At 67.9% G+C, this 15,099-nt stretch carries 10 protein-coding genes; 5 read left to right on the top strand and 5 right to left on the bottom strand.

Features of this window, described 5'->3' with window-relative positions:
* Positions 1–18 precede the first annotated feature (18 nt).
* The 4 genes from ACIBVQ_RS33350 to ACIBVQ_RS33335 all read right to left on the bottom strand — a co-directional run bounded on the left by ACIBVQ_RS33350 (position 19) and on the right by ACIBVQ_RS33335 (position 3,491).
* Positions 19–1,257 (bottom strand): RNA polymerase sigma factor, encoded by a 1,239-nt coding sequence (locus tag ACIBVQ_RS33350; RefSeq protein ID WP_399182378.1) that lies wholly within the window; start codon positions 1,255–1,257, stop codon positions 19–21.
* On the bottom strand, positions 1,254–1,577 hold the full coding sequence (locus ACIBVQ_RS33345) for a YciI family protein (RefSeq protein WP_399182376.1): 324 nt from the start codon (positions 1,575–1,577) through the stop codon (positions 1,254–1,256). Before ACIBVQ_RS33345 ends, ACIBVQ_RS33350 begins: the two co-directional genes overlap by 4 nt.
* Before the next feature lie 53 nt (positions 1,578–1,630).
* The gene (locus tag ACIBVQ_RS33340) at positions 1,631–2,251 is read right to left on the bottom strand and encodes a dihydrofolate reductase family protein (RefSeq protein WP_399182374.1); all 621 of its coding nucleotides are present in this window, start codon (positions 2,249–2,251) and stop codon (positions 1,631–1,633) included.
* Positions 2,252–2,597: 346 nt separating this feature from the next.
* Positions 2,598–3,491, bottom strand: a complete 894-nt coding sequence (locus ACIBVQ_RS33335; protein ID WP_399182371.1) for a helix-turn-helix domain-containing protein — start codon at positions 3,489–3,491, stop codon at positions 2,598–2,600.
* A 77-nt stretch (positions 3,492–3,568) separates the two neighbouring features.
* On the opposite strand from ACIBVQ_RS33335, the gene ACIBVQ_RS33330 reads away from it, so the two are divergent.
* From ACIBVQ_RS33330 to ACIBVQ_RS33320, 3 genes are all read left to right on the top strand, one after another.
* A complete protein-coding gene (locus ACIBVQ_RS33330) occupies positions 3,569–4,381 on the top strand; it encodes an alpha/beta fold hydrolase (RefSeq protein WP_399182369.1) in 813 nt (270 codons plus the stop codon).
* A gap of 52 nt (positions 4,382–4,433) precedes the next feature.
* Positions 4,434–4,922 (top strand): hypothetical protein, encoded by a 489-nt coding sequence (locus tag ACIBVQ_RS33325; RefSeq protein WP_399182367.1) that lies wholly within the window; start codon positions 4,434–4,436, stop codon positions 4,920–4,922.
* A 347-nt stretch (positions 4,923–5,269) separates the two neighbouring features.
* Positions 5,270–5,722, top strand: coding sequence for a hypothetical protein (locus tag ACIBVQ_RS33320; RefSeq protein ID WP_399182365.1), 453 nt, complete (start codon positions 5,270–5,272; stop codon positions 5,720–5,722).
* Positions 5,723–6,058: 336 nt separating this feature from the next.
* On the opposite strand, the gene ACIBVQ_RS33315 is transcribed toward ACIBVQ_RS33320, so the two are convergent.
* Positions 6,059–6,220, bottom strand: a complete 162-nt coding sequence (locus ACIBVQ_RS33315) for a hypothetical protein (RefSeq protein ID WP_399182363.1) — start codon at positions 6,218–6,220, stop codon at positions 6,059–6,061.
* A 487-nt stretch (positions 6,221–6,707) separates the two neighbouring features.
* On the opposite strand from ACIBVQ_RS33315, the gene ACIBVQ_RS33310 reads away from it, so the two are divergent.
* Positions 6,708–14,543 carry a polymorphic toxin-type HINT domain-containing protein gene (locus ACIBVQ_RS33310; protein WP_399182361.1) on the top strand — a complete coding sequence of 2,612 codons (7,836 nt, stop codon included), beginning with the start codon at positions 6,708–6,710 and terminating at the stop codon, positions 14,541–14,543.
* Complete coding sequence (locus ACIBVQ_RS33305) at positions 14,540–15,097, top strand: suppressor of fused domain protein (RefSeq protein WP_399182359.1); 558 nt, start codon at positions 14,540–14,542, stop codon at positions 15,095–15,097. Before ACIBVQ_RS33310 ends, ACIBVQ_RS33305 begins: the two co-directional genes overlap by 4 nt.
* Positions 15,098–15,099: the final 2 nt, after the last annotated feature.

The raw sequence follows: 15,099 nt of genomic DNA, 5'->3' as shown, positions 1-15,099 counted from the left end.
CGCCCCCTCCTGCGGGCGTTACCGCAGCTGGTCGCGGCGGCGGGTCAGGTAGGCGGTCTCGGCGGCGTTACCCGCCAGGTCTATGGCCCTGTCGTAGGCCGCGCGGGACTCCCGGCCGCGGCCCAGCCGGCGCAGCAGGTCGGCACGGGTGGCGTGGTAGGCGTGATAGCCGGCCAGCCTGTGCTCAAGACGCTCGACGATCGCCAGCGCCACCTCCGGGCCGTCGAGCTCGGCGACCGCGATGGCCCGGTTGAGGGAGACGACCGGTGAGGGGTCGAGGCGGACGAGCTGGTCGTAGAGGGCCAGGACCTGCGACCAGTCGGTGTCGCGCATGTCGCGGGCGGAGGTGTGCACGGCGTTGATCGCCGCGAGGATCTGGTAACGACCCGGTGCCGCTCCCGTGGCCGCGGCGGCCAGACGCTCGCGCACCAGCCGGTGCCCTTCGGCGATCAGCGCCGTGTCCCACGCCTCACGGTCCTGCTCGTCGAGAGCGACCAGTTCGCCGTCGGCCGAGACCCGGGCGGGCCGGCGAGCCTCGATGAGGAGCATCAGCGCCAGCAGCCCGGCCACCTCACCGTCGTCCGGCAGGAGGGCACGGATCAGGCGGGTGAGCCGGATCGCCTCGGCGGTCAGATCGTGACGCAGGGGGTCGGTGTCGGGACCGGTGGCCAGGTAACCCTCGTTGAAGACGAGGTAGAGGACGGCGAGCACACCGGAGACACGGGCCGGGAGATCCTCGGCGGACGGCACGCGATAGGGGACGCGGGCCGCCTTGATCTTGGCCTTCGCACGGGTGATCCGCTGCCCCATGGCGCTCTCCGTCACCAGGAAGGCGCGGGCGATCTCGGACATGGTCAGCCCGGCGACCATGCGCAGCGTCAGCGCCACGCGGGTCTCCATCGACAGCGCCGGATGGCAGCAGGTGAAGATCAGCCGGAGCCGGTCGTCGTCGATGACGCCGAGAGGCTCGGGCGGGTCGCCGTAGGCCATCTGAGCCTTCCTGTGCTTGTCGTCGCGCTTGTTCTCGCGCCGGATCCGGTCGATGGCCTGCCGGTTGGCGGTGGTGGTCAGCCAGGCCCCCGGGCTGGGAGGCACGCCGTCGGCCGGCCACCGCTGGACGGCGGTGGCGAACGCCTCGGCGGTCGCCTCCTCGGCGATGTCGAGGTCACCGAAGCGCCTGGTCAGGGAGGCGACCACCCGCGCCCATTCCTCACGGTGGGCCCGGGTGATCGCCTCACGGACGTCGATCCCGTTCACAGGAACGGCCGCACCTCGACCTTCCGGTTGCAGGCCTTCGACCCCTCGGCCGCCAGCTTGAGAGCCACGTCGAGGTCGGCCGCCTCGATGATCCAGAAACCGGCGAGATACTCCTTGGACTCCAGAAAAGGCCCGTCGGTGACCATCTCCTCGCCACCCCGGTTGTCGATGACGGTGGCCGTGCCGGGCGAGGCGAGGCCCCCGGCGAAAACCCAGTGGCCGTCGGCCTGGAGTCGGTCGTTGAACACGTCGATCGCGGCGTCCTCGTCCGGGGTGGCGAGGTCGGCCCGGTCGTGGATCACGGAAACCAGGTATCGCATCTGAAGATCATCTCCTGTGGTGTCGGGGCTGTGCGGTGTACCGGTCGGGAACTTCAAGGCGTCGCGTACCGCGGGCGTCCGGCGGGCCGGTAGACCTGGATCGCCACGCCCTTGGAGTCGACCCGCGACTCGACCAGGTCGAGCGCGAGATCCGGGCCGACCTCCGGGAACAACCGCACGCCCTGCCCGAGAACCACGGGGACGACGATCAGGGTCATCTCGTCGACCAGGTCGTTCTCCAGCAGCCAGCGGATCAGGACGCCGCTGCCGTGCACCTGCAGCTCACCTCCCGGTTCGGCCTTCAGGTCCGCGACGGCGCTCGCGAGGTCGTCGGACAGGACGGTGGTGCCCGGCCACGCCGGATCGGTGAGCGTGGTCGACGCCACGTACTTGGGCCGTGTGTTCAACGCCCGCATGACAGGCTCCCAGGCAGGGGCGTCCTGAACCGTCATGGTCCCCCACGAGTCGGCGAACAGCTCGTAGGTCCGCCGCCCGAACAGGAACGCGTCGGCGCACTGGTAGGTCTGGTTGATGAACGCGCGGGTCTCGTCGTCACCCTTGCCCAGGGCCCATCCGCCGCGCTCGAACCCGTTCCTGCGGTCCTCGTCCGACGCGCCGCCGTTTCCCTGCATCACTCCGTCGATGGTGACCTGAGTCATGGTCGTCAGCTTCATGATCGCGGTTCCCCTGCCCTGACTTGCCTTGGCACCGTCCCGTATGAACGGCCTTACCCCTGCTACGAACACCACCGCCCCGATCCGACACCGCCTCCGGGATTTCTTCGAAGAACTTTCCGGGACACCGGTCGCCCGTGATCCGACAACACGGCTTCCTCGCACACGCGGGGAGTCTGGGCGCGGAAGCCGGCGACGCGCTGGATCCGCCGGCTGCGGCCGAGCCCACGTCGCGCAAGGCGGCCCGCACGACGGCCTCGGCGACGAAGACGCTTGTGCCACCGATGGAGGTGTGGAGGACGACCGAGCCGATCACCGGTTCACGGCGGTCGCCGGTCCACCACCGTCAGGCGTCCTGCGGACGGTGACCGAGCCGGAGGTCCCTGGAGAGGTGCGGCCTGGCGGGCGCTTCGCGGCCGGGCCATGCAATGTCGTCAACGGCGAGGAACGGCTCGCCGGCCACGGTCGCGGGGGTCGTTCCGGTGAACGCCATGACATCACGATGCAGATGGGACTGGTCGGCGTAGCCGGCGTCGGCCGCGACCTGGGCCGCGCCTTCACCCGCGACCAGGCGGTGGGCGGCATGGTCGAAGCGGACCAGCCTCACGGCACGCTTGGGCGGCAGGCCGAGTTGCGACCGGAACCGGGACCACAGCCGCTTACGGCTCCACCCGACCTCGGCCGCGAGCCCGTCGACCCGGGCCAGACCACGGCTGCCGACGATCCGGTGCCAGGCCCAGGCCACCTCCGGATCCACCGGCGGCCCCGCCTCATACCGGCGGACGAGCAGTGCGTCCGTCAACGCGAAGCGATCCTGCCACGACGGGGCATCGCACAGTCGCTCGCGGATCCGTGACGCCTCCCGGCCCCACAGGTCGCCCAGGGACACGACGGCACCGTCGAGGTCGGCGGGGGAGACGCCCAGAACGGCGCCTGCGATCACCGGGGACAGACGCACCTGCACGCACTCGACGTTCTCTCCCCGCGCCAGGACCGCGCCTCCGGACCCCAGCCCGGGCCCGGCGACGACGCTTCCCCGTTGCTGTTGCCCCGCGGCGCCGTCGAGGACGGGCGAACCGGCGCCGAACTCCAGAAGCAGCGTCACGGCCGGGTGCGGGACCATCCGGAGCGTGTCCAGGTCACGGACACGGAACCCGGCCATGGTGACACCGGCCACCCGGCTGGGCCGTCGCGGGCACGCGACGTCCCAGACAGCCGCGCCATGCACGAACGTACGCACCGTCCCATGCTACGAGAGCCGGTTGAGGGAAACATTCGTCCAATCCACCGGCCCACGCCGGCGGAGACAGTGGGCTCATGACTGTTTCCGACGGCCGGCCGTACGCGAACGACGGCGCCGAGAGTTCGACCCTGTCGCTGGACGGCTGCGACATCCACGTGTGCCAGGACGGCCCCCGCGACGCCCCCGCGCTCCTGCTCATCCACGGGTCCGCGTCCTCCACCCGCTCGTGGGACCCGATGGTTGCGCTGCTGACAGGGCCCCACCGCGTCATCCGGATCGACCTGCTCGGGCACGGCCGGTCGGCCAAACCGGCCGACCGCGACTACGCGATCCCGGAACAGGCACGCCGGGCCGGCGCGGCACTGGACCGGCTCGGCGTCGAGCACGCCGTGGTCGTCGGTCATTCCAGCGGCGGTGTGGTCGCCACCGCCCTCGCCGAACAGCGGCCCGACCTGGTGACCGCGCTCGCGCTCGTCAACACCGGACCCAGCCTGGACGCCTTCGTCGCATCGGAGTCCGTCACGATCGACCCCTCGCGGTGGCCACCGACCGACGAGCAACTCCGCCGGTTCGCGAGCACCGGTTTCAGCCGCGCGGGCTACCGGATCCCGGAAGAGCTCCTGGACGAGGTGCGCGGTATGACCTACCACACGTTCACCGCGACGATGCGGGCCACCCGCTCCTACATGGAGCAGCGGGCGCTGCCGGACCGGCTGGCCGTCCTGGGCAAGCCGCTACTGGTGATCTTCGGCGAGGACGACCGCAGGTGGCGGTCCTCATCCGCCTCCGCCTACCGCGTCGTTCCGGGGGCGAAGGTCGAGTTGCTGCCCGGTCTCGGGCACTCGCCCTGCTTGAGGATCCGCCGCGGACCGCCGCCTCCCTGCTGACCTTCACCGCGGCCCACGCCGTACGAGTGACCGGATGAGAAGGAGGGACACCGTGCGGATTCTCGTCTCCGGCGCGAGTGTCGCCGGTCCGGTGCTGGCGTACTGGCTCACCAGGCACGGCTTCTCCGCCACCGTCGTCGAGCGTGCGCCGGCTCCGCGCAGGACCGGCGGTCACGCGGTCGATCTTTTCCTGCCTGCGGTGAACATCTCGGAGAAGATGGGCGTGCTCCCGCGCATCGAGGAGCGGACCACCGGCGTGAACCGGATGGTCGTCCACCGGGAGGGCGCACGGCGTCCCGTCCGGGTGGACCTCTCCAGGATCTTCAGCGTCACCTCCGACCGGCACGTCGAGATCATGCGCGACGACCTGAGCGAGATCTACCACGACGCCACACGTGACGACGTCGAGTATGTCTTCGGTGACTCGATCACCGCGATCTCGCCGGACGGCGAGGTGCGGTTCGAGAACGCCGCGCCGCTTCGACCTCGTCGTCGGCGCGGATGGGCTGCACTCCAACGTGCGCCGCCTCGTCTTCGGTGAGGAGTCCCGCTTCGGTGCCTTCATCGGGGCCTACCTCGGGGTGCTCACCCTGCCTGACGTCTCCGGCCGCGATGGGGAGATCCTCATCCATGTCGGCGCCGGCCGCACCGTCGGCATGTACGGCTCGCGGCGCCTCGGTGGCGCGCGGGCGTTGTTCCTGTTCCGGAGCGAGCGTGAGCTCGACCACCACCACCGTGACGTGCCACGGCAGAAGGAGCTGTTGCGCGGTGCGTTCAAGGGCATGCACGCCGACGTGGACCGCTGGCTGGACGAGCTTGACCACACCCCGGCGTTCTACTTCGACTCGGTCACGCAGCTCCGCATGGACACCTGGACGCGGGGGGAGGGTGACGCTCGTCGGCGACGCGGGTTACAGCCCCGGCCCGGCCGTAGGCGGCAGTACCAGCCTGGCCGTCGTCGGCGCGTACGTCCTCGCCGGGGAGCTGGCGCGGGCCGGCGGCGACCACGAACGCGCCTTCCCCGCCTACGAGCGGGCGATGGCCGAGCACGTGCGCGGCAGCCGCGCGGCCGCGCTGAGCGCGGCGAGGACCCTGGTCCCCGCATCCCGCCTCGGCGCGCTGGGACTGGCCCAGGGTGCCCGCCTGATCTCCGCCCTGCCCGCAGGACCCCGCCGAGCCCTCCTGCGCCTCACCACCAGAAGCGCACGCCTCTACAACTCCATGGCCGTCGACGACTACCCGCCGTCTGTCACGTCAGCAGACCGGATCCGCCTCATGGGGAGCCTCGGGAACCGGCTCAAGTGCTCGTCCTGCTGCAGGCCCGGCCTGCGGAACCGGTGAGCAGCAGCCCGGCCGACGTTCAGCGAGCTTTTCCGTTCCGCAAGAGCTCCGCTCCGCACGCAGGTCGCTCCGTGGTCGGCTCTCCGCTCGGATCGGCACCACATTGAGCAGCAGGCGTGAAGCCTACGGGGGCACCGCGCCGATCGTCGGCGCCGTCGTGGGCCGGGCCAGCCAGGATGCTGCGACCGTGGCAGGGCCCGGTGCGCCAGCGATGACGCATCTGTACGGAAGGCGGCAGGCCCGCGCTTCGTCTACGGCCCGGCTGGTGTCTCCGGCATCAATCAGGTCGTCCTGGCCGTCGACAACGGACTTCCGGGCCTACGCCCGCGCACCGGCTCAGCCACCCGGCTGCCCGAGGGCGGCACCGAACCCGCTCAGGTCCAGGCCCTGCTCGGGCATTCCTCTGTCGAGACCAGCGCCCGCCACTTCCGCGCTGGCGCGTCCGAGCAGACCGCCGTCGTCGACCAGGTCTTCGAACTGTAGGAAACGTCCCTGCATGGAGACTCACGGTGATTTCCCCGGATCACCCGCCGTGTTTCAAGCGCAGAGACGTCGGTCGGGGTGTGTAAGAGCAGCACGCGTCGTTTCGCGGGGGACGACGAAGCGCCTCTGGGTACACCAGCTCAACGATAAATCAAGCAGGAAAAAAAGTGGTAAATGTCACTATGGTATTGCGTTTGACTTATTTGTTACTTATGTAGTTCTTGTTCGCTACAAAAATCCATGTGTACCTTCTGATGGTCTAACGAGACGCATGCTCTGAACCGCCAACCTTGTCCCTTATGCGAGCTTGGGACCTGATGGGGCGGGTTGTTGGGCTGCCTATTGATGGTCCGGAGGGTGACGGCGTATGCGCCGTACTTTGTCATGGCCCAATTCGGTTCGCTTTGTCTCCCTTGTACTGCTTGCTTCTTTTCCCGGCTTGATGCAGTTACCTGCTCAACCCGTATACGCGGGGCAGACGGCGCCTGTTGCGCGACGGGTGGTGGAGACGCCGAAGCAGATGCAGGGGTCGGCCGCCGGGCTTTCGCACTTCGTGGACACGAAGGCCACCCAGTCGCAAAGCGGTGCGGGTACGGCGAAGGCTTCAGCCTCGGAGCCGAAGCTCCCCAAGGGGGCGTTGCCGCTTGATACCCGCAGCGAACCGAAGGCCACGTGGACGTCGCCCAAAAGGCCCGGTTCGGGGGTTCTCCTGCCCAAGGGCCGTAACACGCTGACGCTGTACAGCCCATGGATCGCGACCTACTTCCCCAAGAGCAATGAGCAGGTGGACACGCTGACGCCGTACCTGCGCGCCAATGCCGCGGGGTCTAACGCAGGAGGCGGCAATGACGAGTACCGCTACAAGGTCTGCCCGGCGGGCAGCAGCACCGGCTGCGCCGACTCCGGATGGCGCAGCTGGATCGAGGCGGGATGGAGGGTGCCCGCCGGAGTGCTGCAGTGGGGCAAGGCCTACACCTGGAGCGCCTCGGTACAAGACACCGTAACCGGCGAGGCGAACACACTCAGCAACCTAGTCTTCGTCACCGGAGTCCGGCAGCCCGTCATCGGTTCACAGCTGGCGACCCGAGGCGTCAACGGCCAGGAGTTCCACCAGCTGGCCGGGAACTACACCACCGCCTTCACCGACGCCACCGTCGCCACCCCCGGGCCGCCGCTGTCGATCGTGCGTTCCTACAACAGCCTCGACGGACGCCTCGACGGAATCTTCGGCGCCGGGTGGTCGACCCGCTACGACATGAAGATCCAACCCCAGGGCGGCACCCCGCAGACCCTCATGGTGACCTACCCTGACGGCCGCAAACTGCGCTTCGCCGCCAAGGCAGCCGCCGCGGGAAGCCCCGTCTTCTTCCAGCCCCCTCCCGGAATCCACGCCACCCTGGCCACGGTCACCGCAGGCGGCTGGAAGCTGATGGACAAGTCCTCCACCTCCTACCTCTTCGACGCCCAAGGCCGTCTGACGAAGGTGACCGACCAGCGCGGCCGTACCCAGGACCTCACCTACGACACCGGCGGCAAACTGACGCAGGTCACCGCGACGGGCGGCCGCTCCCTGTCCTTCACCTGGAGCGGCGACCACGTCGCGTCGGTGGCCACCGACCCGGTGGACGGCCAGCCGCTCACCTGGACCTACACCTACGACGGACAGCGCCTCGCCCAGGTCTGCTCCCCGCTGGCCGCCCCCAACTGCACCACCTACGGTTACACGACCGGCTCCCGCTACAAGGACGTCGTGCTCGACGATCTGCCCGTCGGCTACTGGCGGATGGGCAACACCCTGTCCGGATCCGGCGGAGAAGGCGGACCGTACACCTGCTTCCCCGACGAAGCCGACATGGTCGGCTGCGCCAACCTCCCCGCAGGCGTCCAGACCGGCAAACCCGGCGCACTGAGCGGCACCTCCAACGCCTCGGCCAACTTCCAGGGCAGCGGCACCTCCTCCGGGATGGAACAGCCCGAACTGCTGCCCCAACTGGGCACCAGCATGTCGGTCGAATCCTGGTTCAAGACCACCGACTCGGGATTCCTGTTCTGGGCCGGATCCAACTCCTGGAACCCATTTGATTCGGGCATCAACGTTCCCGGCCTGTATGTGGGCGTCGACGGCAAGCTGCGCGGACAACTGAACGCCTGGTTCGGGGGAACGCCGATCACCTCCACGCAGACGGTCAACGACGGCCAGTGGCACCACGCCGTCATCACCGCCGCCGACGACACCACCAAGCTGTACGTGGACGGCGCGGCCGCGGGCACGCTCAACGACGGCGTGGACACCGGGACCTGGTTTCCCACCGCGATGATCGGAAGCGGCGCCGCGGACTCCTCCCTTCCCGGCTCCCCGGCCGGACGGCCCAATCCGGCCGAATTCGGCTTCAAGGGCCTCATCGACGAGTTCGCCGTCTACGACCACGCACTGACCCCTCAGCAGGTCAGCGCGCACTACAACGCCCGCGCCGAAGAGTCCTCCAAACTGAACAAGGTCACGCTGCCCTCCGGCCGGGTGTGGATGTCGACCACCTACAGCACGACCACCGACCGGGTCGCCACACACACCGACCAGAACGGCGGCACCTGGACCCTGGGCGAGGCGGACCACGTCGACGGCGACGGCCTGTCCACGATCACCGTGACCGACCCCAAGAACAACACCCTCAACTACACCCACGACGCCTGGCGCGGCGACCGTCTGGTGAGCCGGAAGGACCAGCTCGGCAAGATCACCGCCTACGAGTACGACACCGGCGGGTTCCTGGCCAAGATCACCGACCCCAACGGCAACACCGTCAAACAGGCCAACGACGCCCGAGGCAACGTCACCGCGGCCACGACCTGCCGGGCAGTAGGAAACTGCCAGACCGCCTACCGCTCCTACTACCGCAACACGAGTGACGAGTTCGACCCACGCAACGACCAAGTGATCACCGACCGGGACGCCCGCTCGACCAGCGGCAGTGACAACACCTACGCCACCACCTCCGAGTACACCACCTACGGTGAGCCGGCCAAGGTGACCACCCCGGCCACCCCAGACTTCCCCAATGGTCGCTCGGTGACCTACACCTACACCGACGGCACCGAGTCCGCGGTCGGTGGTGGTGACACACCGGCCGGGCTGGTGAAGTCGGAGAAGGACGCCAGGAACAACGAGACGACCTACCGCTACACCGCGGCCGGGGACCTGGCCGAGCAGACTGACGCCTCGGGGCTGGTCGTCAAATATCAGCGTGACGCGCTGGGCCGGATCACCTCGCGGACCGAGGTCTCCACGGCGAACCCGAACGGGGTGGCGACGACCTTCACCTACGACGCGGCGGGCCGCCTGGCCACCCACACCGGTCCGGGGGTCAAGAACGAGGTCACCGATGTCACCCACACCGCGCAGACGCGGTACACCTACGACGCCGACGGCAACAGCCTCAGCGACACGGTGGTGGACCTGACCGGCGGAGACCCCGAGCGTAAGACCACCTACACCTACGACGACCACGGCCGTGCCGCGTCGGTGACCGGCCCGGAGGGCGCGGTTGTCCGTTACACCTGGGACGAGGTCGGAGCACGGACCAGTGTGACCGACGAGGTCGGCAATCTCTTCCAGTACGGCTACACCGTCCGGGGTGAGCTGGCCTCCCGTACTTTGAAGAACTGGACGGGAAGCCCGGTCAGCCCGCAGGCGCCGCAGGACAAGGTGCTGGAGTCCTATGCCTACGACCCGGCGGGACGCTTGGCGGCCACGGTGGACGCGATGGGCCGCAAGCTGACCCAGACCTATTTCACCGACGACCTGCCCGCACAGGTCATCGCCGACGACGTCAAACTCAACGGTTCCACCACCCCGCGGGACGTGGTGCTGGAGTCCAACAGCTACGACGCGGCCGGAAACCTCGTCTCGGTCTTGGACTCGGGCGGCAGGGAACGCACCGACTACGTCTACGACGCCGCGGGCCGGGTGACGTCGGAGACCTTCGACCCGAGCGGGCTGGCCCGTAAGACGGCCTACGTCTACGACGCCAACGACAACGTCGTCAAGACCACCCTCACCGGGGCGGGAAGCACTCGGCAGGAGGCGACGGAGTTCTCCTACAACTCCGACGACATCCTCACCCATCGCACGGTGAAGAACGGCGCCGACGACATCATCACGACCCGGACGGTGGACGAGCGGGGCCTGGTCACGGCCGTGGTCGACCCGCGTGGACACGTGAGCGGAGCCGATCCGGCCGACTTCACCACCACCTACCGTTACGACCTGGCCGGACAGCTCGTCGAGGCCCGCTATCCGCAGGTGAGGGTGGAGAAGAACGGGACGGTCACGACCGCCAGGCCCGCCACCAGGAGCGGTTACGACAGCGCGGGCCGCCAGACCCATTCCGTGGACCCCGAGGGCGGCACGGTGGTTACCGCCTTCGACAAGGTGGGCCGGGTCACATCGGTGACCGCGCCGTCCTACACCCAGCCCGGTGGGCAGACGCTGGTACCGAAGGTCAGCTACGCCTACGACGCGGCGGGCAGGCAGACCAGCGTCACCGATGAGCGTGGCACGGTCCGCACGGCCGAATACGACGCGTTCGGCAACCCCGTCCGGTTCACCGATCCGGCCCCCGGCGGGCAGCGGACCCTGGAGTATGACCTCCTCGGTGAGCAACTGGCCGAGACCGACCCCACGGGTGCCCGTACCGAGGCGACCTACGACGATCTGGGGCGCCAGATCACCCGCACGGTGATCGAACGCAGGCCCACCCCCGTGGCGCTGACCACCCGGACGGAGTACAACGACGCCGACGACCTGACCAAGGCTGTCGCCCCCGGCGACAAGATCAGTCTGTACGGGCTCAACGCCGCGGGCGAGGTGACGTCGCAGACCGACCCGCTGGGCAACGTCACCACGACGGCCTACGACCTGGCGGGCCGTACGACCAAGAGCACCGATCCGCTCGGTAATGCCAGCGCCGTCGAATACGACCTGGCGGGCTGGCAGATCGAGGCCAAGGACCTGGGCGGCAACGGTTCCACCCTGCGCTCGACCACCTTCGGCTATGACGCGGCGGGCAACCAGGTGCGCACCACCTCCGGCGAGGGTCGTGTCACGACGATGCGCTATGACGCGCTCGGTGAGCTGGTCGAGCTGGTCGAGCCGGTCGCCGCGAACACGACGATCACCACGACCTACGGCTACGACGCCACCGGCGCGCTGACCCGCACCACCGACGGGCGCGGCAACACCGTGTGGACGACCTACAACAGCTGGGGTCTGGTCGAGTCGGTGATCGAACCGTCCACCCAGGCGCACCCGGCGGCGGTGGATCGAACCTGGACCAACGTCTACGACGTGGCGGGCGAGCTCGTCTCGGTCCAGCAGCCGGGAGGAATCCGGGTCGACCGGCAGTACGACGCGCTGGGCCGGCTGACCAAGCAGACCGGTACCGGTGCGGCGGTGACGACGCCGGATCGAACCTTCGGCTACGACGCCGCCGACCGTCAGACGGCCATCGGCGACTACACGCTGGAATACAACGACCGTGGCCTGCTCACCAAGGTCAGCAAGGCGTCGAACCAGATCGCGACATTCGGCTATGACGCGGCAGGCAACCCGGTGCAGCGCGCCGACGCCTCCGGCACGGCCACGTTCGGCTGGGACAAGGGCGAACGCCTGACCACGGCCGCCGACCCGGTCTCCGCCCGGTCGTTCACCTACGGCTACGACGGGGCCGACCGGCTGACCACGCTCACCTCGGCCACCCCCACCACCACCCAGGGGTTCGGCTACGACGCCATGGACCGGCTGACCTCGCACACGCTGAAGAACTCAGCGGGCACCCAGCTGGCGAAGATCGTCTATGAGTGGAACCGGGACGACGACCTCGTCTCCAAGACCACCGAAGGTACCGCCGGAGCGGGCACGAACACCTACGGCTATGACCAGCTTGGCCGACTCACCTCGTGGAAGGCGCCCAACGGCAACACCACCTCCTACACCTGGGACGCCGCAGGTAACCGCACGTCGGCGGGTGACAAGACCTTCACCTACGACGAGCGCAACCGGCTGGTCTCCGGGGGCGGAACCGACTACACCTACACCCCGCGCGGCACCCTCGCCAGCGAGACGACCGCGGGCGCCACCAAGAACCTGACGTTTGACGCCTACGATCAGCTGATCTCCGACGGGGACGTCACCTACGGCTATGACGCGCTGGGCCGGGTGGTCTCCCGTAACCAGGCGAACGACGACCAGCGGTTCGTCTACTCGGGCATGGCCAACGACATCGTGGCCATCACCGACGGCGCTGGCACGGTCAAGTCGCGATACGGCCGCGGCCCGTCGGGAGACCTGCTGGGCATCGAGGAGGGCGGCCAGCGGCTGGGAGTGATGAGCGACCTGCACGACGACGTGGTCGCCACCTTCTCCGGTACCGGCCTGGTCGACTCGGCCTCCTACAGCCCGTTCGGCGAGGTGGTCGCGAGAACCGGAACCCAGCGTGCACTCGGCTATCAGGGCGAGTACACCGACCCGGCCACCGGCAAGGTCAACATGCACGCCCGCTGGTACATGCCGGGCACAGGCGGGTTCGCCTCCCGCGACGACTGGACGCTGTCGCCGTATCCGTCGATCAATCTCAACCGCTACACCTACGGCAACGCCAACCCGCTGGCCAACACCGACCCCAGCGGACACTGCCCGATCTGCATCCCGCTGCTGATCGTCGCGGTCCGGGTGCTGGCCCCGATCGTGATCCGGGCAACGGTCCGGGTGGCGGCCCGGGCGCTCCCGCGCGTGATAGGGGCGGCCGCCAAGGTCAAGCCGAAGCTCAAACCTCCGGCGATCAAACCCGCCTCTCCCAAGGTTCCGGCGGCCAAGGCACCGGCGAAGCCGCAACCGGCAAGGCCGCAGGTATCCAAGCCACAGACGAGCAAACCACAGGCGTCAGCGAAGGGTGGCGGAGGAAGAAAAGGCTCGTCCGGCACAGGCAAGACCGCCCGTCCAAGCACCAGCAAAACGGCACGCCCGGGCACCGGCAAAACGGCCCGTCCCAGCACGAGCAAGACAGCGCGGCCCGGTACGGGCAAGACAACCCGCCCGGGCACCAGCAAGACGACGCGGCCAAGCTCAAGCAAGTCGACCCGTCCGGGTTCGGGCAAGACAACACGAGCCGGCTCCACCAAGACAACCCGATCGGGTTCGAGCAAGACGACCCGTTCAGGCACCGGCAAGACCGCGCGTCCAGGAACAGGAAAGGGTTCGGGGTCGGGTGCAAAGGGCCCGACTCACAACACCACCAAACTGGACCTCGCCACAGAGGCCTTCGAAGAGTCCGCACGCTTCACAGGGGTCGACCTCCCCGACCTCGGCGGCTTCGACGGCTGCTCCAGCCTGCGAAGCTGCGCCAAGGACGTCGTGGAGGAATTCGTCGACAACACGATCGACGAATTCGTCGACAACGTCCTGGACCAGGTGACTCCAGACCTGCCGATGACGGACCCGCCAGGCACCACAGGAGCGACCTGCGGACCCGGCGGCAACAGTTTCGTGCCGGGCACCCGGGTGCTGATGGCCGACGGCTCGACGAAGCCGATCGAGGACGTCAAGGTCGCAGACCGGGTCGTGGCGACCGACCCCGTCTCCGGCGTCACGGCCACCAGACCGGTCGTCACCCTGATCACCGGGGATGGGGTCAAGAACCTCGTCGACATAACGGTCGACATCGACGGCGACCGCGGCAAGGCCACCGACCTCATCACCGCCACCGACGAACACCCCTTCTGGATCCCGTCCCTGCGGACCTGGGTGAAGGCGGCCGACCTCCAGCCCGGGATGTGGCTGCAGACCTCAGCCGGCACCCACGTCCAGATCACCGCCCTCAAGAAGCGAACCGCCACCCAACGCGTCCACAACCTGACCGTTGACGGCCTCCACACCTATCATGTCCTGGCAGGCAGCCGGGCGGTTCTTGTCCACAACGACGATGCCTTCGGCATCTGCGAAAAGGGCCTGAACCCTGATTATGAGCGTCGCTTCTATAAGCGGCCCACTGTGAGGGTTAGAAGTGACGCCATTTCGAAGGCTCCCGTGTGTCCGTACTGTGGACAGGGTCCGTCCACCGAATTCGAGCATGTCGACCCACAGAAGAGGGACTGGGATTCTGGCGGATGGCTTAACGACAGGGATACTCGCTCTAAGCGGGTGAATCGTCCAGGCAACACAACCGGTGCATGTAAGCCATGCAATTCCAGCAAGCAGGATAAGCCTCTCGGTGAGGGGTCGGGACAATGGTGGCCGTCAGCGTGGCCGTCGGGCCAGTGGTGGCCATTTGGGGGTAGTCCGTGAATCATTATGAAAGCGTCCGTGATTATTATTCGGACAAGCTGGGGGATCCCGTTCGTGAGGCGTCATTCGCTAAAGGAAAATTCAGGGTTGACATCCTGAAGTGGGACCCCTCTCCTGTAACCGATGGAGTTAACATTTATGCGACGCTGGGAGCGAGCGACCATTCGATCCCCGGAGGCGATCTACTTCACCGCCAAGAGTTCTTCGTGGGCCTTGCTCCGGAGCGAGACGACATTGCCGAACCCTTGGCCAGGCTGGGTGGTTACTCCAGCTTCACCGGGAGAAGACTAGACTCAGGACATATTATTCGTCTCTCAGAAAATCTGGTGGACGATTCTGAAATGAGCGGATTCCTCGTGGTCGCCCCTCTTGGGGATTTTTTGCCGGCCGCGTCCATGGCCGATGGAAGACACGTTGAGTTCTTAATGGCGATACCCGTTTATCCCGAAGAGCTTGACTTCGCGGCCCGGAATGGAGTCGAGGATCTGAGAGAGGTCATGGCTTCCAGGAACATACCGTTCTGGAGACTGGAACGAGGATCCACTTTCCGCTGATG

The sequence above is a fragment of the Streptosporangium sp. NPDC049376 genome (assembly GCF_044466505.1).
Classification (GTDB): domain Bacteria; phylum Actinomycetota; class Actinomycetes; order Streptosporangiales; family Streptosporangiaceae; genus Streptosporangium.
The sequence above is the reverse complement of the archived record's forward strand: the minus strand, read 5'-3'. Positions and strand labels throughout refer to the sequence as shown.